Source organism: Paenarthrobacter sp. RAF54_2, assembly GCF_052113945.1.
Lineage (GTDB): Bacteria > Actinomycetota > Actinomycetes > Actinomycetales > Micrococcaceae > Arthrobacter.
Genome location: NZ_JBFRDV010000023.1, coordinates 1 through 20,377 on the forward strand (window position 1 = coordinate 1; position 20,377 = coordinate 20,377).

The 20,377-nt window shown below is 61.9% G+C and carries 20 protein-coding genes and 1 tRNA gene; 10 read left to right on the plus strand and 11 right to left on the minus strand.

Annotation, left to right across the window (positions count from 1 at the left end; translation table 11 throughout):
- Nucleotides 1-174 precede the first annotated feature (174 nt).
- Genes mnhG through AB4Y87_RS20215 form a run of 6 tightly spaced genes read right to left on the minus strand, consistent with a single transcriptional unit; the run spans nt 175 to nt 6,456 of the window.
- Nucleotides 175-564 (minus strand): monovalent cation/H(+) antiporter subunit G, encoded by a 390-nt coding sequence (gene mnhG / locus AB4Y87_RS20190; RefSeq protein WP_442006065.1) that lies wholly within the window; start codon nt 562-564, stop codon nt 175-177.
- On the minus strand, nt 554-832 hold the full coding sequence (locus tag AB4Y87_RS20195; RefSeq protein WP_442006066.1) for a monovalent cation/H+ antiporter complex subunit F: 279 nt from the start codon (nt 830-832) through the stop codon (nt 554-556). Before AB4Y87_RS20195 ends, mnhG begins: the two co-directional genes overlap by 11 nt.
- Entirely contained in the window at nt 829-1,395 is a 567-nt protein-coding gene (locus tag AB4Y87_RS20200; protein WP_442006067.1) for a Na+/H+ antiporter subunit E, read from the minus strand. The genes AB4Y87_RS20195 and AB4Y87_RS20200 overlap by 4 nt, the downstream gene beginning before the upstream one ends.
- Nucleotides 1,392-2,960: a Na+/H+ antiporter subunit D gene (locus tag AB4Y87_RS20205; protein WP_442006068.1), complete on the minus strand. Its 1,569-nt coding sequence runs from the start codon at nt 2,958-2,960 to the stop codon at nt 1,392-1,394. The genes AB4Y87_RS20200 and AB4Y87_RS20205 overlap by 4 nt, the downstream gene beginning before the upstream one ends.
- Nucleotides 2,957-3,457 carry a Na(+)/H(+) antiporter subunit C gene (locus tag AB4Y87_RS20210; protein ID WP_442006069.1) on the minus strand — a complete coding sequence of 167 codons (501 nt, stop codon included), beginning with the start codon at nt 3,455-3,457 and terminating at the stop codon, nt 2,957-2,959. The genes AB4Y87_RS20205 and AB4Y87_RS20210 overlap by 4 nt, the downstream gene beginning before the upstream one ends.
- The gene (locus tag AB4Y87_RS20215; protein WP_442006070.1) at nt 3,454-6,456 is read right to left on the minus strand and encodes a Na+/H+ antiporter subunit A; all 3,003 of its coding nucleotides are present in this window, start codon (nt 6,454-6,456) and stop codon (nt 3,454-3,456) included. Before AB4Y87_RS20215 ends, AB4Y87_RS20210 begins: the two co-directional genes overlap by 4 nt.
- Before the next feature lie 203 nt (nt 6,457-6,659).
- On the opposite strand from AB4Y87_RS20215, the gene AB4Y87_RS20220 reads away from it, so the two are divergent.
- The 3 genes from AB4Y87_RS20220 (at nt 6,660) to AB4Y87_RS20230 (ending at nt 9,815) form a co-directional block, all read left to right on the plus strand.
- On the plus strand, nt 6,660-8,063 hold the full coding sequence (locus AB4Y87_RS20220) for an MFS transporter (RefSeq protein ID WP_442006071.1): 1,404 nt from the start codon (nt 6,660-6,662) through the stop codon (nt 8,061-8,063).
- A gap of 63 nt (nt 8,064-8,126) precedes the next feature.
- A complete protein-coding gene (locus AB4Y87_RS20225; protein WP_442006072.1) occupies nt 8,127-8,609 on the plus strand; it encodes a cation:proton antiporter regulatory subunit in 483 nt (160 codons plus the stop codon).
- A 6-nt stretch (nt 8,610-8,615) separates the two neighbouring features.
- The gene (locus tag AB4Y87_RS20230) at nt 8,616-9,815 is read left to right on the plus strand and encodes a cation:proton antiporter (RefSeq protein ID WP_442006073.1); all 1,200 of its coding nucleotides are present in this window, start codon (nt 8,616-8,618) and stop codon (nt 9,813-9,815) included.
- 90 nt (nt 9,816-9,905) lie between these two features.
- Here the strand turns inward: AB4Y87_RS20230 and dcd are convergent, their stop codons facing one another.
- Both dcd and AB4Y87_RS20240 read right to left on the minus strand, forming a co-directional pair.
- A complete protein-coding gene (gene dcd / locus AB4Y87_RS20235) occupies nt 9,906-10,481 on the minus strand; it encodes a dCTP deaminase (protein WP_216927188.1) in 576 nt (191 codons plus the stop codon).
- Between the two features lie 196 nt (nt 10,482-10,677).
- Nucleotides 10,678-10,941, minus strand: a complete 264-nt coding sequence (locus AB4Y87_RS20240; RefSeq protein WP_442006074.1) for a hypothetical protein — start codon at nt 10,939-10,941, stop codon at nt 10,678-10,680.
- Nucleotides 10,942-10,972: 31 nt separating this feature from the next.
- Here AB4Y87_RS20240 and AB4Y87_RS20245 point away from each other — a divergent pair, with 31 nt between their 5' ends.
- On the plus strand, nt 10,973-12,586 hold the full coding sequence (locus AB4Y87_RS20245; RefSeq protein ID WP_442006075.1) for a CAP domain-containing protein: 1,614 nt from the start codon (nt 10,973-10,975) through the stop codon (nt 12,584-12,586).
- Nucleotides 12,587-12,601: 15 nt separating this feature from the next.
- Here the strand turns inward: AB4Y87_RS20245 and AB4Y87_RS20250 are convergent, their stop codons facing one another.
- Nucleotides 12,602-13,045, minus strand: a complete 444-nt coding sequence (locus tag AB4Y87_RS20250) for an SRPBCC family protein (protein ID WP_442006076.1) — start codon at nt 13,043-13,045, stop codon at nt 12,602-12,604.
- Between the two features lie 215 nt (nt 13,046-13,260).
- Here AB4Y87_RS20250 and AB4Y87_RS20255 point away from each other — a divergent pair, with 215 nt between their 5' ends.
- The 5 genes from AB4Y87_RS20255 (at nt 13,261) to AB4Y87_RS20275 (ending at nt 16,938) form a co-directional block, all read left to right on the plus strand.
- Nucleotides 13,261-14,787, plus strand: coding sequence for a M15 family metallopeptidase (locus AB4Y87_RS20255; protein WP_442006077.1), 1,527 nt, complete (start codon nt 13,261-13,263; stop codon nt 14,785-14,787).
- A gap of 80 nt (nt 14,788-14,867) precedes the next feature.
- A tRNA-Gly gene (locus tag AB4Y87_RS20260) sits at nt 14,868-14,941 on the plus strand.
- Nucleotides 14,942-15,086: 145 nt separating this feature from the next.
- Nucleotides 15,087-15,548: a nuclear transport factor 2 family protein gene (locus AB4Y87_RS20265; protein ID WP_442006078.1), complete on the plus strand. Its 462-nt coding sequence runs from the start codon at nt 15,087-15,089 to the stop codon at nt 15,546-15,548.
- A gap of 83 nt (nt 15,549-15,631) precedes the next feature.
- Nucleotides 15,632-15,766 carry a hypothetical protein gene (locus AB4Y87_RS20270; protein ID WP_442006079.1) on the plus strand — a complete coding sequence of 45 codons (135 nt, stop codon included), beginning with the start codon at nt 15,632-15,634 and terminating at the stop codon, nt 15,764-15,766.
- Entirely contained in the window at nt 15,763-16,938 is a 1,176-nt protein-coding gene (locus tag AB4Y87_RS20275) for a N(5)-(carboxyethyl)ornithine synthase (RefSeq protein WP_442006080.1), read from the plus strand. The genes AB4Y87_RS20270 and AB4Y87_RS20275 overlap by 4 nt, the downstream gene beginning before the upstream one ends.
- Nucleotides 16,939-17,023: 85 nt before the next feature.
- On the opposite strand, the gene AB4Y87_RS20280 is transcribed toward AB4Y87_RS20275, so the two are convergent.
- Nucleotides 17,024-18,409: an MFS transporter gene (locus tag AB4Y87_RS20280; RefSeq protein WP_442006081.1), complete on the minus strand. Its 1,386-nt coding sequence runs from the start codon at nt 18,407-18,409 to the stop codon at nt 17,024-17,026.
- A gap of 156 nt (nt 18,410-18,565) precedes the next feature.
- Here AB4Y87_RS20280 and AB4Y87_RS20285 point away from each other — a divergent pair, with 156 nt between their 5' ends.
- Nucleotides 18,566-19,420, plus strand: coding sequence for a LysR substrate-binding domain-containing protein (locus tag AB4Y87_RS20285; RefSeq protein WP_442006082.1), 855 nt, complete (start codon nt 18,566-18,568; stop codon nt 19,418-19,420).
- On the opposite strand, the gene AB4Y87_RS20290 is transcribed toward AB4Y87_RS20285, so the two are convergent.
- Nucleotides 19,417-20,349 carry an NAD-dependent epimerase/dehydratase family protein gene (locus AB4Y87_RS20290; RefSeq protein WP_442006083.1) on the minus strand — a complete coding sequence of 311 codons (933 nt, stop codon included), beginning with the start codon at nt 20,347-20,349 and terminating at the stop codon, nt 19,417-19,419. The genes AB4Y87_RS20285 and AB4Y87_RS20290 overlap by 4 nt on opposite strands.
- Nucleotides 20,350-20,377: the final 28 nt, after the last annotated feature.

The following is a 20,377-nucleotide window of genomic DNA, read 5'->3' on the forward strand; positions in this document are numbered from 1 at the left end:
TCCATCACTACAATCATCATCGAGGCCACACCTCACTCAAAGGTCAGCCACCAGCCAGCCGCGTCACCAACCTCCGTGGGCAATACATCTAGGCCGCGCATAGTTGTTCCAACGCGGGGTCAGTTAGGGTCCCTCACCGCTGTCGGGAGGGTGCTTAAGTGACCCCGCGTTGTTCTAATCGTCCGGGGTGGAACCGTCGGCGGCTGCCCTTTGGACAACCGCTTCAAGCTCATCCTTGGTGAGCAGTTCGCGGTGCCCATGCTTGGTCCGGTAAGCGGAGCGGCCCACCATATGTGCGGAGACCGGCGCAGTCAGCAGCTGGAAAATCCAGGCCACCACCAGAACCGGCCAAACCCACCATGTGCGCATTTGCAGACCCATGGCTGCAAGCATGAGGAATAGGCCCAAGACCTGCGGCTTGGTTGCCGCGTGCATGCGGCTCATGAGATCGGGAAACCGCAGGAGGCCAATTGCGGCTCCGAGCGACATCAGGGCACCCACCACAAGAAACACGGCCGTCACCGCATCAATGACTGCATCCACTCCGGTCGCTTCAGGACTCATTGCTGTGATCCCTCCGATCCGCTACGAATCGGGCAAATGTTACCGAGCCTACGAAGCCAATTACCGCAAGAGCCACGAGCAACACCAGGTTGTTCAGGTGCCGGTTCATCGCCATGTCGATGGCAAGCGCTGCGCCAAGAATGGCCAGCAGGACGTCCGATGCCAAGACGCGGTCCAACAAGGACGGGCCGATGGCGATGCGGATGATCGCGCCCACCGCAGCCAAACTCAGGATCACCGCCGTTACCAGCAGAACAAGTTCTTTCACAGGGTTGCCCCTTCCATGCCCGCACCGGGTTCAGCCTGGAGTGCGTGGAGTTCCTCGCGCGTTCCCATGATCCGGATTAGCGCGGCCTCGATGTTCTGGACTTCCTGGCGGATCTTAGTGATATCAGCATCCTCATAAATGTTGAGCGCGTGCAGGTAAAGCGTGGACGTCGAGCGGTCCACTTCCACCACCAGCGAGCCCGGAATCAGCGAGATAACGTGCCCGGTTGCCGTGACTATGAGGTCAGAATGGCTGCGCAACGGAACACCGACGACGGCGCTGCGCACCTTTGGACCCTTCACTACGGCCAGGTAGAGGACCAGGAAGCTCGCTGCCGCCACTCTGCCCAGGAACATCAGGGCGAATGACATGGCGCGCAGCACGTTGAACCTGCCCCCGAGCTCCACTGGCGGAAGGTAGAAGAACTTGGCCACGAGCACGGCGATGAGCGCACCGAACAGCAGGTTTCCCGGACTGAAGTCCCTCCACAGGGCACCCCAGACGATGACCAGCCATATCAGCAGCGGCAGTTCAGTGCGGAAGGAGATCGGTTTACGGCTCATTTGGCAGCCCCTGACTGACCCACCGCTGGTACCTCCGCGGAGTCCCCCAGGACTGAATGGATGTAGGCAGTGCGGTCCAACATGATTTCCGCCGAGCCGTCGGCGAGGTGAAAGAGTGGGCCAGCAAAGACCGTGAGCGCAACACCGAAGGCCACAAGGCCAGCCGTGGAGCCCACCATTGTCCGGGGCAGTACCCCAACATTGCCTGGAGTCTGAAGCACGGGGTCCGGGTACTCGGCGTCCTCGGGCTTGCGCCAAAATGCCCTGTTCCAAACACGGGCAATTGCCAACAGCGTCAGGAGGCTGGTGACGACGCCGCCCACCACCAAAACGATGGCAAGCGGCGTACCCAGTTGCACGCCCGCTTGGAGAAGCCCGAGCTTGCCAAGGAAACCCGAGAATGGCGGGATGCCCGCAAGATTCATCGCAGGGACGAAGAACAGCAAGGCAAGGAGTGGCGAGAGTTTGGCCAGGCCACCCAAGCGGTCAATGGACGACGATCCGCCCCTGCGCTCAATCAGGCCAGTGACCAGGAACAGGCTGGTCTGCACTGTGATGTGGTGCGCCACGTAGAACACGGCAGCGCCAAGCCCCGCGACGGACGACATTGCCAAGCCGAACACCATGTAGCCGATGTGGCTGACCAGGGTGAAGGACAAGAGACGTTTGATATCGCTCTGTGCCAAGGCACCCAGGATGCCCACCACCATGGTTAGCAGCGCCACCACCATTAAGGGCACGTTGAGGGTGTCCCCGGGAAAGAGGAGTGTCTCGGTGCGGACCATGGCGTAAACACCCACCTTGGTCAGCAAGCCAGCAAAGACGGCTGTGACGGGAGCCGGGGCTGTCGGATAGGAGTCGGGAAGCCAGAAGGACAGAGGGAACACGGCCGCCTTGATCCCAAACGCCACCAGCAGCATCACGTGCAGGAGATTCTGGGTTCCTTGATCCAGTTCGGCCAGCTTGATGGCGAGGTCCGCCATAGTGATGGTCCCTGTAGCTCCGTAAATCATGGCGATAGCGATGAGGAACAAGACGGACGAAACCACGGAGACCACCACGTAGGTGACGCCGGCACGGATGCGCGGCCCCGTCCCGCCAAGGGTCATCAGCACATAGCTGGCCGTCAACAGGATTTCGAAGCCCACGTACAGGTTGAAAAGGTCACCTGTGAGGAAGGCGTTGGATACGCCCGCCACCAGGATCAGATAAGTGGGGTGGAAGATCGAGACTGGCGCTTCCTTGTCGCCATCTGCCATGCCCTGGCCGGTGGCGTAGATCAGGACCGCGAGGCTGACAACGGTGGAAACCACGAGCATGAGTGAGGAGAACTGATCCACCACTAACACCACGCCCCATGGCGGCAGCCATCCACCGAGCGTGACGGAAGTGGTGCCTCCCTCCCACACGGACGCCAGGAGCAGGCATTCGAGCAGGAGTGTCGCGCTGAGGATCACAATGCTGACTACCCGCTGCGCAGCCGTATGCCGGATCAGCACGAACGCGAGGGCCGCCCCGAGAATCGGAAGGAGGACGGCCAGTGGCGACAGGTTGGCGAGGTTCACGGGCTGCCTCCTTCCTTGGTCCTTACAGTGTTGGGCTTTTCGGTCGCGTCCGGCTGGGCGCGGTCTTCGGGGCTGGCCGGAGTGATCGCGAACTCCGATGTTTCCAGCGGGACAATGGCGTCGTCTTCCTTGTCGAAGCTGGGAGTCCGGGCTACGCGGCGGTCTTCGATGTCATCCTGTATCTCGTCTTGCCGTGCCAAGGCCCAAGTCCGGTAGATGATGCCGAGCATGAAGGCAGTGACGGCGAATGAAATGACGATCGATGTGAGGATGAGCGCCTGTGGCAGGGGGTCGTTGTACTCACTGGAGCCTGTTTCCTTGTCGAATAAAGGAGCGAGTCCGGCGTACCCTCCCGTACTGAGGATCAGCAGGTTGGTGGCGTTGGCAAGCAGCATCAAGCCAAGCAGGACGCGAGTCAGGCTTCGCTCCAAAATCAGGTAGATACCGCAGGCATACAGGACGCCCATGACGATCAGGAGGGTCAGGTTGATGCTCATGGGTTGCCCTTCCCGGAGGCGGCCGTTTCGGCGGACTCAGACTCGGCGGCTCGGGTCTTTACGGCCCTTGGCACCTTCCCTTCAAAATGTTCGTCGATCTCAGCGCCCAGGCTGCGTAGAACGTCGAGCGCCAGTCCCACCACCACGATGTAGACACCGATGTCAAAGATCGTGGACGTTACGAACTTGACGTCTCCGAATACGGGCAGCCAAAACTCGATGATCGCGCTCTGGAACACCTGGCCGCCGAGGAGGAGCGGCACGAAACCGGACGCTGCCGCCGTCGCTAGTCCTGTCCCCAACAGCGTTCCTGCACTCACTGTCGCCGCTTCACTCAACTCGAAGCGTCCTCCGGCGAGGTAGCGGATGGTGAGCGCGATGCCTGCGGTCAGACCGCCTGCGAAGCCGCCGCCGGGCAAGTTGTGACCCGCAAGGAGTAGATAGATGGAAAAAACGATCATCGAGTGGAAGATCAGCCGGGTGACCACTTCGAAGATAATGGACCTCCGTTCGGGAGCCAGCGTCCGGCCTGCTACGAGCCAGGCATCGCGGGTAACGTCCGTGAACTTCCTTGCCACGGCCAGCCGGGCACCGTCGCGGGAGTCGCGGTCGACGCCGGTGCGCCGCCCCACGCTACCTTCCGGTACTGCCTCTGAGGTTTTGATGCGATCGCCGCGGCTGCGCACGAAGATCAGGCTGGCAACGCCAGTGGCGGCCACGGCCAGGACCGAAATTTCGCCGAAGGTGTCCCACGCGCGGATGTCCACGAGGGTCACGTTGACCACGTTCAGGCCACCGCCGCCTTCGTAGGCCAGGCGTGGGAATTCAAGGGAGACAGGCGTGGCCACCCGGGCACCCATGGCGTAGATGGCAACGAAGATCATGGTGATGCCGAAAGCAGCACCTACGATCACGCGGATCACCCGGAGGCGGCCACCCGTTCGGTCCCGTAGTTCGGCGGGCAGGCTGCGCATGGCCAAAACGAAGGCCACCAGCACGATGGTCTCCACCAGCATCTGGGTCAGTGCAAGGTCAGGCGCTCCTTGCAAGGCAAACATGAGCGCGATGCCGTAACCGGTGACAGACACCATGAGCACCGCCAGGAAGCGCTTGTTGGCGCGGACAGCGGCCAGCGCGCCCACCACGATGCCCACTCCCGCGATCAACTGCAACGGTGAGTTCGGATCGATGAAATAGATGCCGTCAGGCAACGGTTTGTTGGTCACGAGCAGAGCTGCGAGGGGCACTGCGAAGGCAACCGTGAGGATGACCGTCAGATAGAAATACAGTGAACCACGCTGGGTGCGGCCCGTGACCCACACTGCGACGTCATCCAAAGCGCCAATCGTATGTTGGTAGGCGCGGTCGCCGTCCACCCAATCGGGAACCAGGCCTTGCACGCGTGAAACGACGTTGCGGCCGTAGAACATGGCGGCACCGACAACAAAAGTGATCGCGGTCAGTCCCAAAGCCGGAGTGAGCCCATGCCACAAAGCCAAGTGCCCGGCGTCGACGGCTTCCTCCCCATCTGCGAACAGCGCTGCGTAAGGCTGGATCCAACTATCCACCGGCGCGGGCCACAGTCCGTAAACAATGGTGAGGAAACTCAGAAGGGCAGGCGCAGCCAGGAAGGCGGGCTTGATGGCTTTGAACGGCGTGTGCTCTATACCGGGCTTCGTGGCAAAGGCACCCCACATGAAGCGTGCGCTGTACGCGAAGGTAAGGATTGAACCGATCACGAGCCCGATCAGAATCCAGATGCCCCAGGCAGGTGCGTCATGGCCCATGCCGTAGTGCACGAAGGCTTCAAACACGGACTCCTTGGCCACGAAACCCGCCAGCGGCGGCACGCCCGCCATGGAGGCGGCGGCAATCGCGGCCACCACCCCGAGGGCTCGTGAGGAGCGGAAGACGCCGGAGAGTTTCCGGATATCGCGTGTCCCCGACTGGTGGTCGATGACGCCGACCACCAGGAACAGTGCCGCTTTGAACAAGCCATGGGCCAGCAGAAGCCCAAGCCCGGCAAGGGCGGCGTCAGGTCTGCCCAGGCCCACCACCATGGTCAGGAAGCCGAGCTGGCTCACCGTTCCATAGGCCAGGATGAGCTTGATATCTGTCTGTCGGAGGGCCCTGTATCCGCCAACCAACATCGTGGCCAAGCCGAGGCCGAGGACCATTGGCGGCCACAATTGCGATTCCGCGAAACCTGGCGCCAGCCGCGCGACGATGTAAATACCGGCCTTCACCATGGCCGCGGCATGCAGGTAGGCGCTCACGGGAGTTGGAGCCGCCATGGCACCCGGAAGCCAGAAGTGGAAAGGGACCAGCGCCGATTTGGTCACTGCACCCACCAGGATGAGAACGACGGCGGCCCCCACCATCCCACTTGTGGTGCCGTTAACGAGCGTCCCGGCTTGGTCCAGGATGGAGGAGATCCGGTAGGTTCCTGCCGCTTGGCCAAGGATGATGAGACCCACGAGCATCGCCAGCCCGCCGGCTGTTGTAACCATCAGCGCCTGAAGGGCAGAACGCCGCGCGGCCAGGCGGGTCCGGGCATAGCCGATGAGCAAGTATGACAGGACGGTGGTGAGCTCCCAGAAGATGAACATCATCAGGAGGTCGTCGGACGTCACCAGGCCGAACATGGCACCAGCAAAAGCCAGGAGCTGGGCGCCGAACCCACCGAGCCCAGGGTCCTTGTTCTTGAAGTACCGGGCGCAATAGACCAACACCAGGGCGCCAACGCCGAGGATGAGCAGTGACATGACCCAGGCGAGTGCGTCCATCCTGAACGCAAACTCGAGCTTCAGGTTCGGAACCCAGGGGAATACTTCTTCTATACCGCCGCCGGAATATACGGGGCCATACTGCAGGACCAGCCAAACGAAGGCGATCGCGGGAACCGCTGCCAGGACATAGAAGGCGTTCCGACCAAGTTTTCTGAAGATCAAGGGCGCCACAGTTGCCGCTACAAAGGTGGTGGCGAGAACTGTGATCACTGTTTTCTCCGCAAAGTCAGAAAAGAATTGTCAAAAGTTGGAGCAGGCGGTCATACGTTGGGTTCAGTTGGACCAGTTTATCAAGGGGCCCGGACAGTTTTTGGCCGGAGCCGATGGGGCCTGCGAATGAATTCCCACTGCGTTATTCACATAGCGGTCTGTCATCTGCCCGCCACTGTCCGAGTCCCGATAGCATTCAGGCTATGAACGCGGCCGCAGTTCCCGAAGCCTCCCACCCAGCATCCGAGCTTGCCTCCGGACCTGCTTCCTCCAAGAAGGGCCAAATCCTTGCCTGGGCGTCCTGGGACTGGGGCTCGGCTGCCTTTAACGCGATCATGACCACATTCGTCTTCACGGTGTACCTGACCTCGTCTGCCTTCGGTGGAGAGGACGCCGCGTCTGCCGCACTTGGTGCTGCGTTGGCCGTCGCGGGCCTGGCCATCGCACTGCTGGCCCCGGTGACGGGCCAACGTTCGGATGCCGGCGGCCGGCGCAAGCTCTGGCTCGGAGTCAACACCGCTGCCACAGCCGTCCTCACGGCCCTGTGCTTCTTTGTGTTCCCGCAGCCGGGATTCCTTCTTCTTGGTGTCTGCCTGATCGCGCTTGCCAATATCTTCTTTGAGTTCGCCGGCGTGAACTACAACGCCATGCTGGCCCAAATCTCCACACCCAAAAACATCGGCAAGGTCAGCGGTTTTGGCTGGGGCATGGGATACCTCGGTGGGATCGTGGCCCTGTTGCTGGTCCTGCAACTCTTCGTGCAGCCATCTTTCGAATGGTTCGGTGCTTCCACTGACGAATCATTGAACATCCGGCTTGTGGCCATTTTCTCGGCTCTGTGGTTCTTCATCTTCGCCCTGCCCGTGCTGTTCGCCGTTCCGGAAGTTTCCGTGAAGAAGGACACCGCTTCCCTGGGCTTCATCGCGTCGTACAAGCTGCTGCTCCGGCGGATCGTGGCCATTTATCGCACCAGTCCCCACACCATTTACTTCCTGCTGTCCAGCGCGATCTTCCGCGACGGCCTTGCTGCCGTCTTCACGTTCGGCGGGGTGATCGCTGCCGGGACCTTTGGTTTCGAACTCAAGGAAGTTATCTTCTTCGCGATTTTCGGCAACGTCGTCGCAGCCGTTGGTGCCATCATCGGCGGCTTCCTGGACGACAAGATCGGACCAAAGGCAGTCATCGTGATTTCCTTGGTGGGTCTGCTGATCGCGGGCACCTTCATCCTGGTGCTTGGTAACGGAAACTACGTGTTCTTTGGAAACAGCTGGCCTGCCGCCAATACTTTCTGGATCTTCGGCTTGCTGCTGTGCCTTTTTGTTGGGCCAGCCCAGTCTTCGTCAAGGGCCTATCTGGCCAGGCTCGCCCCCGACGGCGAGTCGGGAGAACTCTTCGGGCTCTATGCCACCACGGGCCGGGCTGTCAGCTTCCTTGCTCCCACCCTCTTCACCCTGTGCATCACAATTGCGGCTCCAATTGTTGAAGAAGGTGGAGCCCAGCGATGGGGCATCCTCGGCATCATGGTTGTCCTGCTCGCCGGCCTTCTGGTGATCCTGCCGGTAAAGCCGCCCACCAGGGTGGAAATAGCGGTGGTACCAGAACGTTAACTAGATAAGACCGGCTGAATACGAACGCCGTACCAGACGGTACAACAGAGTTAGGGTGGAGATATGAACGTGGATGAGACTGAACTCCCGGGCCTTGGGATCCGTAAGGATTTCGTCACGGCCTCGGGCCGTCGCATCGGTGTCGTTGAGCTTCGCGAAGGCGAGACAGAGCTCTTCGTGTCCACCTGGGATGACCCGGACACCTGCCAGGCTTCCATTCCCCTCACAGCCGATGAAGCCGCCACCCTGGGCAACCTCCTGGGCGGGCAGCACATCGCCATGCGTCTGGCAGAAGCCCACCGCGAGATACCTGGCATCGTAACCCGCCAGTTCTCCATCACCCCTGATTCCCCATTCGTGAACCAGCCCATGGGCAAAGCCCAGATCCGTACCCGCAGTGGCGTTTCGATCGTTGCGATTATGCGTGAAGGCGAGGTCGTCCCGTCGCCCGCACCCGACGTCGTACTTCACACTGGTGATTTGCTCGTTGCGGTTGGCACCCAGGAAGGCCTCGACTCGGCGGCCGATATCCTCCGCAACGGCTGACCCGCTATGGATCCGCTCGCACTAGCCCTCGTTGAACTGGGGGCCGTCGTCTTCTGCCTCGGTCTCCTTGCTCGACTAGCGGGCCGGATCGGCATGTCCCCCATTCCGCTTTACCTGGTGGGTGGCTTGGCCTTCGGTGCAGGCGGCTTCGTCAAATTGGATGGCATGCATGAGTTTTCGCATCTGTCGGGCGAAATCGGGGTCATCCTGCTGCTGTTGATGCTCGGATTGGAATACACCGCCTCTGAACTCGTCACCGGGCTTAGACGTTCATGGCAGGCCGGTGTCCTGGACTTCGTGCTGAATTTCCTCCCGGGCGCCGGGATTGCCGTTCTTCTGGGGTGGGGTCTTGTGGGCGCCATCGTGATGGGTGGCGTTACTTACATCTCGTCCTCAGGAATCGCCGCGAAGGTCATCACTGACCTCGGCCGGATCGGTAACCGCGAAACTCCCGTAGTGCTTTCCATCCTCGTTTTCGAGGACCTCGCCATGGCCATTTACCTTCCCATTCTTACTGCCATCCTGGCCGGTGTCGGGTTCCTGGGTGGGCTGCAGACGGTGGGCATCGCGCTGGCTGTCGTCACAGTTGTTCTGATGATCGCGCTCAAGCATGGGCACCGCGTCTCCCAAGCCGTTCACAGCGAGAACTCCGAAGTGTTTCTGCTGAACGTGCTCGGGCTGGCTCTTCTGGTAGCCGGGATCGCCTCTGCCCTCCAGGTCTCAGCCGCAGTGGGTGCATTCATGTTGGGCATCGCCATCTCCGGCGCCACAGCCCACAATGCGACCCGCATCCTTGAGCCCCTCAGGGACTTGTTTGCCGCGATCTTCTTCGTTGCCTTCGGCCTGAACACGGACCCCACGTCCATCCCACCGGTCCTGGGCTGGGCACTGCTGCTCGCCGTGCTGACAACTGCCACCAAAATGTTCACAGGTTTCTGGGCAGCCAAACGTGCGGGCATCGCAATGCCTGGCCGCTTCCGCGCGGGAGCGGCCCTGATTGCGCGTGGCGAATTCTCGATCGTCATTGCTGGCCTGGCGGTAGCTTCGGGAGCTGTGCCGGACGAAGTCGCCGCCTTGGCTACGGCTTATGTCCTCATCATGGCCATCACGGGTCCGCTGGCCGCTCGCTTCGTGGAGCCTGTGGTCAAGGCACTCCGCAGGAGCCCCCGCACACCGCCGCGGGCGGCCGAGCGCGCCACCGCCTGATGGGTCAGCGCCTGAGGGGTCCGCGCCGGACGGTTAGCGCCTGAGACTCTGGGCCTGACGATTCGCGCCTGAGGCCCGGCCCATTTCCGGCTAGATGGCGGTCCGGTGGAAATTCTGGTGGCTGCGGCTGGCCGTAGGTCCTCGCTGGCCCTGGTAGCGGTTACCGTACTCACCCGAACCGTAGGGGTGTTCCGCTGAGGATGTCAGGCGGAAGAAGCACAGCTGGCCGATCTTCATGCCCGGCCACAACTTGATAGGCAGCGTCGCCACGTTGGAAAGCTCCAGCGTGACGTGCCCTGAGAAGCCAGGATCGATGAAGCCCGCGGTGGAGTGCGTCAACAAACCAAGCCGGCCGAGGGACGACTTACCCTCGAGGCGGGCAGCGATGTCGTCGGGCAGGCTCACTGTCTCGTACGTTGAGCCCAGTACGAATTCACCCGGGTGCAGGATGAAAGGCTCATTGCCTTCCACCTCCACCAGCCGGGTCAGCTCGGGCTGCTCCTCGGCGGGATCGATGTGGGCGTATTTGTGGTTATCGAAGAGCCGGAAAAACCGGTCAATCCGCACGTCCACGGAAGACGGCTGAACCATCGCGGGATCGTACGGTTCAAGGACAATCCGTTGGGAGTCTATTTCGGCACGAATATCGCGGTCAGAGATCAGCACAGCATCAAAAATACCCCATGCCTTGTCCGGGCCATGCATTGTCCGGGCCGCCCCATGGGACTATAGTTCCCGGACATGTAAAGCCGCGCCCGTACTTGGGGGCAACGAGCATTCGCGGGGTAATTGTGGGGAAATTGTCAGCGCCTACGGCTATCGTGCTGGCTGGCGCGCTGGCCATATTGGTAGCCGCGTCCAGTCAAATCCTGCCAGCGACAGACGCCGTACCGGGCGGCGGCACTACTTCTTCGGGCAGTGTTCCTTCCGGCCTCACGGCCCCTGCAACCAGTACGACGCCGGACGCCGCACCTTTGGGGGCGACCCCCGCGCCCAGCGAAGAAGTCGGCGCCGAGCCTTCGCCAGGGCCGGGTTCGGGGACCAGCCCCGGTTCAGAAAATGGTGCGCCGAGTAGACCGATCGCGATAGATCCGACTGTTGAGACGCCCCCTCCGGTGCCGAACATCGGGCCCTCATGGGGCCCGGATAATCCTTCCTTGGACGGCACGAATCCAGAGGCCAACGAGCCACCCGCCCCAAGTCCTCCCACCGCATCTGCACCGTCGTCGGCTTCCCCCACCTCCGTTCCAACGCCAACAGCGCCTGCCGCAGGACCTGGCCCGTCGGAGTCACCGACGCCAACAGCGCCACCGACTCAAACGCCGTCGCCAACACCCTCAGCAACTCAAACACCGACGCCGTCACAAACGGCACCCGCGCCGTCACCAACGCCGGTCACACCGACACCCACTCCATCGTCAACGACGTCCTCGCCCACACCAGCCCCCACGCCCTTCCCCGGCAAGACCCCGAGCAGCGATGCGGATCCGGACAACGGTGCCCTCGCGCTTCTCCCGGACGACAACACCGCGGCCATCCTGACCGTGTTCAACGCGATCAACAGCTACCGCGCTTCTCTGGGCCTGGCCCCGGTGAAGTATCACGCCACGGTGGCGAGCATGGCGCAGGAATGGTCGAACAGCATCGCCAGCCGTGAAGTGATCCAGCACAGGGCGAACTTTTGGACGGATCCGCGCGCGCTGAACCCGAACAACGGCGCTGGTGAGGTCATTGCTGTCCGATGGGATCGTGACGCTGCCCAACTGGTGGAGTGGTGGAAGGGCTCCCCCGGTCACGACGCCCTGCTGCGCGATCCACGCTTCAATGTGATGGGCATTGGAATCACGTACACGGATGGCAATTGGCAAACGACTCCCAACCGCTACACGCTGTGGGGCGTGGTCAATTTCTTCGGCTACACCACGTTGCCTGCCGGAACCACCACGCGGCCCGGCGGGACGGTTACGCCGCCCACGGATCCTGTGGGTGTGTGCGAACCCGGCGGCAAGTACCAGCCGCCTACCCTGAATCTCAGCGCGGCAGCCATCGGCAGCGCTGCAGACCTTGTATCCATCAGCTCGGACGGAACGGTGTATTCCTACCCGTCCTTGGGTAACGCCAAGTACGGCACGGCCCGCAAGATCGGAATCGGTTTCACCGGGCTCAAGGAGTTGTTCGTATCGGATTGGGACCGCGACGGCGTCTTTGACCTCATCGCCCAACGTCTGGATGGAGCGCTCCTGGTGTACCCGGGCAGACAGTCAGGTGGCTTCGGATCGCCGGGAGTCCTGGGCCAGGGGTGGGAGTCCCTGAACATAGCCGTGGGTAATTGGTGTGCAAACAACCGCCTGCCTCAAATTGTCGCCATGGATGCATCCGGCGGGCTCTGGTTCTACAAGAATTCCGGAATGACGTACATACGAACCCAGGCGGCAATCGGAACAGGCAACAAGGCCGTCCGGCTGAGCATGGTGGACTATAACGCCGATGGTTTCCAGGATCTCCTCACGGTGGAGCCCAACGGATACCTGAGGCTGTACCGGGGCATCGGGCTGGGCACCCCGAAGCAGGAGGCCAGGCCTGTGGTGGGTGCGGCGTGGACCGACTACACCGGTTTGCGTTCACTTCAAGGAGTGACCGGCGCAAACACCACAGGCGTCGCTGGCCTGGGCACCAATGGAGTATTGGAGTATTGGGACCTCACGTCGGGAGGACTGACGACGCCGGTGATCATCGGCAGTGGTTGGAGCGGCTTCAAGCTCGCCCAGTAGGGAACCGCCCAGTAGTCAAACCGCCTGGCCGGACTCGATGACGGTCTTGAGTTGCTCCAACTGGGCAACTTCACTTTCCATGGTTTTCTGGATCATGCCGTTCATGAGTTTTTGCAAGCCCTTGGGGTGGTACTCCAGAGCAAACCTGAGCCGCGTCGTCTTGCCCTCGGTGCTGAGGTAGTAGCCGCCCGTGGGGCGGGCCGGTCCGGCCACCACCGCGAAGCGCACTTCTGCGCCCGGCCGGGCTTCTGTGATTTCGAAGTCGGCCGCGATCGGCCGGCCTCCCGGGCCAGTGAGCGTCTGCTGATAGACCGCGCCCTTCTGGCCGCGCACCCCGGATCGAACCGATATGCTGCGGATGCCGGAACGCCAAAGGGAGTTGTTCATGCCATCCATCAGGAATCCATAGACGGTCATGGCATCCCTGCTGATCACCACTTCGTAAGCTGCAAATGCCACGGAAACCTCTTTCGGCGTACGGTTCGAATGTCGTAGCCCGGTTCCCCATACACTGCAGCTAACACCTTCAGAATAGTCAGCCTCGCTTCCCTGCGACACAAGACAAACGAGCCTTGACCGAATGGTTACCTGGCGGCGTATCTGAGACACAGCTGACACATAGTCCCGCGCCGGGTAGAGTTCGTGCCGCTGGCAAAAACCAAATTGGGGGCGTAATGCGAGTACTGAAACATCCGTTTGTCCACGGCAATGCACGACGACGGCTGGCCGCCTGCGCGGCGTTCCTCGCCATGGCCGTGGCTGGCGGAGTCATCACGGCGACGCCTGCGTCGGCACTTCCAACAATGGCACCCTCGGCGGCAGCATCAGCGGTGGCATCCACAGTCGCGAACAAAGTGGCAGTGCCCACCACGGTGAATCCCCTGCCAAGCCTGGACCCCATCGGGAACCCTGCAAGCTTCTCTGTCCTGGTCAATAAATCCAGGCCACTGAATCCCGTCAGCTACGCCCCCAGCGACCTCATCAATGCCCGCGGCTCTGGCCAGTACATGCGGGCCGAGGCCGCCGCCTGGCTCAACGGCCTCTTCCAGGGGGCAGCCGATGCTGGTACCGGCGGTCTGTCGATCGTGAGCGGCTACCGTTCGTATGCTCAGCAGCAGGAAGTGTATGCCTACTACGTCAGGATCTACGGCCAGGCTTACGCGGACACCATCTCGGCACGTCCCGGGTACAGCGAACACCAGACCGGCCTCGCGATGGACATCGGCAATGCTGCGGGTTCCTGTGGCCTGAGCACCTGCTTCGGAGACACAGCCGCCGGCAAATGGGTGGCAGCGAACGCGCACAAATACGGCTTCATCGTCCGGTACCCCAACGGCTACACGGGCACCACCGGGTACAGCTATGAGCCGTGGCATCTGCGGTACGTTGGCGTAGCGCTGGCCACTGACATGAACCGTCGCGGATTCCCGACGCTGGAGCACTACTTCGCTGGAAACCCGGCAGCCGCCGCCAGCATCAAGTCCGGCGCCGACCTCGTAGCTGCCGACTCTTCAGGCCGGATGCTGCGTTACCCCGCGACGGCGGCAGGCGGGTATGGGGCGCCCGTCCAGATCGGTTCGGGCTGGACGGGTTTGAAGCAAGGCTTCGTGGTGGACTGGGACATTGATGGCGTGTACGACATCCTTGCGCAGTGGGACAACGGCGTCCTGGGCGTTTACCGCGGCCTTCCCGACGGCGGCTTCGCTGGCCAGGTTGTCGTGGGCAATGGCGGTTGGGATCGCATGACCATCACCGTGGGTAAGTGGACGCACGCGCACCCCCGCCCCGGCGTCGTCGGGTATTTTCCGGATGGTGTGCTGCGCTACTACCCCAACACCTTCGGCGGTGCGCTGAGCGCTCCGCAGGTCATCGGCAAGGGCTGGAACGGCATGGAACTGACCATGGCCGACTGGGAGGGCGATGGAGCCAACGACATCCTGGCGAGGACAGCTTCCGGATCTTTGGTCAACTATCGGGGAGACGGCTGGGCTGGTTTCTTTGGCCCGGCCACCACCGTAGGTACGGGTTGGCAGTACATGCGCACGCTGCTGCCTAGCTTCGGGCTGACGGGCGCAGGCACACGCGGCATCACTGCCCAAACTGCTGACGGCAACCTCTACAACTACGGCCTCGGCAGGGGTTCCTGGACTACCTACGAGCAGGTTGGATCCGGTTGGAACAGCTTGAAGCTCTTCAAGTAGACATGGCGTGTGCGCCTGTCATGAGGACCGCCGTAACTGCGCTAAGCTAGGACTCGCTCCGGCGAATAGCCGACAGCGATGCGGGCGTAGCTCAATGGTAGAGCGCTAGCTTCCCAAGCTCGATACGCGGGTTCGATTCCCGTCGCCCGCTCCATCATGACCCCTTGCCTCCGGGCAGGGGGTCATCTTGTTGGGAATTACGACGGCGGCACTCATCAGATAAGCCCCCGCACCCGTCGACCCCGGCCGTCCCCGAGCCTAAACTCGTAGATACATCCACCTATCCGGGAGGTCCCCCAATGACTCTCACCGACGATGCTGAAGCGGCTCCCCTCGCCGTCATCCACCGCCTGCTGGAAGCCACGAACAAGCACGATCTGGAAGCTTTGGCCGAATGCTTCGCGCCAGGCTATGTCAATGAGACGCCTGCCCACCCCACCAGGGGCTTCACGGGCAGGGACGCTATCCGTAGCAACTGGGAGCAACTCTTCACGGGAGTGCCGGACATCAAGGTTCGAATGGTGTCCCACAGCGTGTCCGGCAACCAGGCCTGGACCGAGCTGCACATGCAGGGCGCGTGGCGGGATGGCACGCCACATGAGCTCACGGGCGTCATCATTTTCGGCGTGGAAGAGGGCGTCATTAACAGTGCCCGGTTCTACATGGAGCCTGTGGAGCACTTCGTCCGCGTTGACGACACCGCGGATCGCGTCAGCCACCGTGTGACCCATGGTCGGCCCGCCGTCGAGCCTGTGCAGTGAGTCATCCCGATACACAGCGGCTCAGGTGCTGGGTGTATCGTCAGGAGTCAGGAGCCATTTCGGCTCCGCTCTAGGGAGCGATCATGGGCGACAAATCACCGCGCCAAGCTGCATCGAAGAAGTCCAGTAAATCCATCAAGGAAAAGCGCGCGGACAAACGGGCTGCCGACTCGCCCGACACTGCGGCCGCGAAACCCGCAACCGGCAATAAAAAGTGATTGGGGCGCAAAGTCCGCTTAGCATTGGCGTTCTGGGTTCTTCGCTGAAGCCCAACGAGCAACGGCTACCGATCCACCCGGAACATCTTGAGCGCATCGCTCCGGAACTGCGCCAACGGCTGCACCTTGAATATGGCTATGGCGAATGCTTTGGTGTTTCGGACAGCAAACTCGCCGGACTTGTCGGCGGACTGGGCACACGGCGAGAGCTCATCGCCCAAAACGACGTTATTCTGCTGCCCAAGCCGCAGGCCGAGGATCTTGCTGAACTCCGGGACGGGCAGACCCTCTGGGGTTGGCCACATTGCGTTCAGGACGAGGCCATCACCCAGCTCGCGATCGATAAAAAACTAACGCTCATCGCGTTTGAAGCCATGAACCACTGGGCTGCCGATGGCGGTTTCGGACTTCATGTCTTCCACAAAAACAACGAGCTTGCCGGATACTGCTCCGTGCTGCATGCGTTGGCTTTGACCGGTTCCACGGGTGATTACGGTCGCCGCCTGACGGCAGTGGTCATTGGTTTCGGCGCCACTGCCCGAGGTGCAGTGACCGCCCTGAATGCTCACGGCGTCCATGATGTCCAGGTGCTGACCAACCGCGGAGTCGCCGCGGTTGGATCCCCGATTCACTCAGTGCGGATCGTGCAGTTCGACCACGACAACAATGCACCATTCCTGAGCGAAGTCATCACAGATGGTGGTCGCAAGCCACTGGCCCCGTTCCTTGCTGCCGCGGACATTGTGGTCAACTGCACCTTGCAGGACCCAAACTCGCCGCTGACGTACCTGCGGACCGAGGACCTGGCCGATTTCCGGCCGGACAGCCTGATCGTGGACGTGTCCTGCGATCCCGGCATGGGATTCAGCTGGGCAAGGTCCACAACATTCGATGAGCCCATGTTCCGGGTGGGCGGGCATGTGAACTACTACGCCGTTGACCACAGCCCCTCCTACCTGTGGAACTCGGCCAGCTGGGAGATCAGCGAGGCCTTATTGCCATTCCTGGAGACAGTGACCGCGGGTCCTGACGCATGGGACGCCAATGAGACGATCTCCCGAGCGATCGAGATTCGCGACGGCGTCATCCGCAACCCCGATGTGCTCGAGTTCCAGGGACGCTCGGCGGAGTCCCCACACCTGCCGGCTGCGGTCCAAGCGCCCGTAGCCTAAAGGCCCCGCAACAAGAAGGCAGTGCCTGCGGCTCCACCGCAGGCACTGCCTTTCTGTTTGCGTGCGGTTAGGCCGCTTGCGTCCGTTATGCAGTCTGTGTCCGGTCGACAATGCGGAGCACCCGACGCCTGTCCCGCAAGTCCACCTTGATGTGCAGGGATGCCTTCCGGGCCAGCACGACGGCGACCACGGCCGCCGCCGTTGCCGGCACCCCGCCAGCCACAAGGATGGCCAGGTGCGGACCAAGGTGCTCGGCGAGCCAGCCCATCACGGGACCGCCAATTGCCTGGCCGCCAATGAGTACCACCAAGTAGAGGCTCATGACCCGGCCACGAATGCTCATATTGGAACTGGTCTGCACCATCTGGTTTGCCGCGGTGAGGAACATGAGGCACCAGAATCCGGCCAGGACCATCGAGACGCTGAACCAGACCATCGACGGCATCACGGACGATAGGCAGAGCATCAGGCCGTACAAGCCTGCCGACAGCACCACCGACCGCAACCGAAGCTGACGGCGCCGGGTGGACGTCACAGCGCCCGTCAGTGCACCGAGCGCAACCATCGCGTTCAGCAGGCCGTAGCCTCCGGCCCCGGCGTCGTACACGTGGTCCGCAAAGGCGGCCAGCAGCACCGGGAGGCTCATAGCGAAAACGGCCACGAACCCGGCCATCAACCATGGCCAGTAGATGGTGGGTTTGCTGAGTGCGTACTGGAGGCCTTCGCGCAGCATGCCCTTCTTGCGCGGTGTCGGTCGGCTAAGGTGCAGCTGGTCTTTGCGGAGGATCAGGAGCATAGTCACGGTCGAGCAGCACGCCACGGCATTGGCCGCGAATGCCCAACCAGCGCCCACAGCAGTGAGCAGCCATCCTGCGAGTGCCGGACCGATCAGGCCACCGAGCTGGAAGGTTGTTGAGTTGACGCTGATGGCGTTGCGCAGGTATTTGGGACCCACGAGTTCATTGACGAACACCTGCCGCGCCGGCTGGTCCAGGACGGTCACAAAGCCCAGGACCAGGGCTATTGTGTAGACGTGCCAGACTTCTACGCGCTGGCTGAGGGAAAGCGCCGCCAATGTCGCAGCAAGCACGGCTGCCGCCGACTGGCAGATGATGAGGATCTTTCGCTTGGCGAAGCGGTCGGCCATCATGCCGCCCCATGGGCCAAGGAACAACGACGGCATGAACTGCAGGGCCACGGTAATTCCGACGGCGGTGACGGACCCGGAGAGTTGGAGCACCATCCAGTCCTGTGCGATGCGTTGCATCCAGATCGCAATCACGGCAATGAAGTGGCCGATTGCGAAGATCCTGAAGTTGGGTACCTTCAGGGAGATAAAGGTGTGCCGCCAGGGCAGCTTTTCGCTTACGACGGCGAGTGGCTGGGTGACGGTGTCCGGCGTCTGCGGCGCGGACAGGGAATCGATGACGGGCTGGCTGACATTTGCCGCTGAAGGCGGTGGGGGTGCCAAAGGTAGTCCTCGGATCGAGAGTTTCGGTGGGATGCCTTTAACGCTATGGTTGCCAGCAGCAATTATGGAAGCGTATTACGTCTATAACTAGCATTGCGGATTGCAATGAGGCTCCCGCACTTCCGCAGTAATTCGACCCAGCGCTTGAGGAGTTCCGTGTTTGAACCTGTCCAGCTCCGCTCCTTCCTGGCCGTCGCCGAAACGCTGAGTTTCACCAAGGCGGCCGAACGATTGGGACTAGCCCAGCCAACAGTGAGCCAGCACGTACGCAAGCTCGAAACCGCCGCCAAGCGGGTCCTCGTGGCCCGCGACACCAGGGAAGTTCGGCTGACGGACAATGGCGATGCCATGGCCGGGTTTGCCCGCAGCATCCTTGCAGCCCACGATTCCGCAGCACGATATTTTTCCGGTTCCGCAATGCGAGGGCGCCTCCGGTTTGGCACTGCCGACGACCTCGCCATCACAGGCCTTCCCCGTATCCTGCGCGAATTCCGCCAACTGTATCCGCAGATCAACCTCGAATTGACCGTCAGTCAGAGTGACCAACTCTACAAGCGCCTCAACGCCGGCCAGCTGGACCTCGTGTTCGTGAAGTGGGTGGCAGGCGCCAAGGAAGGCACGGTTGTTCGGCATGACAACTTCGCGTGGGTCGGCGTTGAGCAAACAGTCCTGGAACCCGCCGCCCCCGTGCCGCTGATTGCCTATCCCGCGCCAAGCCTGAGCCGGAAGTTGGCCATCGACGCTTTGGAAGCGGCGGGCCGCACATGGCGCATCACGTGCAGCACCAAGCAGATCAGCGGTGTGCTCGCCGCAGTCCGGGCGGGTATTGGCGTTGCCGTGATGCCCGCGTCCCTGGTCCCCGAGGACCTCAAAGTCATCACCCAGCGTTTCGACCTCCCGCCCGTGGGAGACGTCGACTTCACCTTGATCCGGAATCCCTTGGCCAACGCTGAAGTCATCGATGCACTCACCCAGGCGATCATGGGGAGGGCGCTGAGTAAATCGAACTAACTGCTGAGTCGGCCCACCTCGTGGCGGCGACGTTGCCCGGCCCACCATCGTGCGATACGGAGGTCGTCCAGCGTGAAACGTCCATCGGGCAGCGCGGCCTGGATCCGATCGGCGTCGAACCTCAAAACTGGGCGAATTTCCTCCGGGAGCTCGGACGCGAACGGCGCGGGCTCGCTGACACCTTCCGCCAGCATTTGCGCTTGTGCTTTCGCCACGAGTGGGACCACCATTGTCCACTCGGTCAGCTGGGCAAGCATACGGATGGCCCACACCGGGACGGGTACGTAGACAGGGCGCCTACCCGCCACTCGCGCAATGCGACGAACAGCCGCGCCAAGTTCCAGTTCCTCGGCTCCAACAACGGCGACCGTCGGGCTTGGAATGCGCCCCTCAAGGGCAGCAAGCAATACGTTGACGGCTTCCTCGACCGGTATAGGTCGGACTGTCCGCTCGCCAAAACCTACGGTCGCGAATACTGGAAAGGTGCGCACGGCGCGAGTTACATGGTCCACCATATGATCACCAGGGCCGTAGATCATGCCCGCCTTAAGGATGGTGTGGTCGATCCCGGACCGCCGGACGAGTTCCTCAGCAGCCCACTTCGTCTCGTGGTAGGGCGATCCGCAGTCAGGCCTTGCCCTGAGAAAGCTCAGCATAACGATCCGCTTCACGCCCGCTCGTCGGGCAGCCTCAATGACAGCCTGGGTACCGTCCACATGGACACGCCGGAAAGTCTGGTCTCCGATCTCACGGTTTATCCCCGCGCAGTGCACCACCACGTCACACCCGGCGAATGCCACCGTCAGAGCGTCCGCATCATTGATCTGCACGCCAGTCCGACGAGAGATCACCACCACGTCCTCGCTGCCAAGACGCGCCGCCAAGTGACGACCAACAAAACCGGTACCACCAGTAATAGCCACACGCATAACCTTGCTCCTTCGCTTATTAGCAATG

Bases quoted from the DNA above. Each gene is read 5' to 3' on its own strand.
- AB4Y87_RS20255 (WP_442006077.1), top strand. From the start codon at position 13,261: ATGCGAGTACTGAAACATCCGTTTGTCCACGGCAATGCACGACGACGG.
- AB4Y87_RS20290 (WP_442006083.1), bottom strand. From the start codon at position 20,349: ATGCGTGTGGCTATTACTGGTGGTACCGGTTTTGTTGGTCGTCACTTG.
- AB4Y87_RS20220 (WP_442006071.1), top strand. From the start codon at position 6,660: ATGAACGCGGCCGCAGTTCCCGAAGCCTCCCACCCAGCATCCGAGCTT.
- AB4Y87_RS20210 (WP_442006069.1), bottom strand. From the start codon at position 3,457: ATGAGCATCAACCTGACCCTCCTGATCGTCATGGGCGTCCTGTATGCC.
- AB4Y87_RS20230 (WP_442006073.1), top strand. From the start codon at position 8,616: ATGGATCCGCTCGCACTAGCCCTCGTTGAACTGGGGGCCGTCGTCTTC.
- mnhG (WP_442006065.1), bottom strand. From the start codon at position 564: ATGAGTCCTGAAGCGACCGGAGTGGATGCAGTCATTGATGCGGTGACG.
- AB4Y87_RS20225 (WP_442006072.1), top strand. From the start codon at position 8,127: ATGAACGTGGATGAGACTGAACTCCCGGGCCTTGGGATCCGTAAGGAT.
- AB4Y87_RS20265 (WP_442006078.1), top strand. From the start codon at position 15,087: ATGACTCTCACCGACGATGCTGAAGCGGCTCCCCTCGCCGTCATCCAC.
- AB4Y87_RS20240 (WP_442006074.1), bottom strand. From the start codon at position 10,941: ATGTTCGGCACCGGAGGGGGCGTCTCAACAGTCGGATCTATCGCGATC.
- AB4Y87_RS20200 (WP_442006067.1), bottom strand. From the start codon at position 1,395: ATGAGCCGTAAACCGATCTCCTTCCGCACTGAACTGCCGCTGCTGATA.
- AB4Y87_RS20270 (WP_442006079.1), top strand. From the start codon at position 15,632: ATGGGCGACAAATCACCGCGCCAAGCTGCATCGAAGAAGTCCAGTAAA.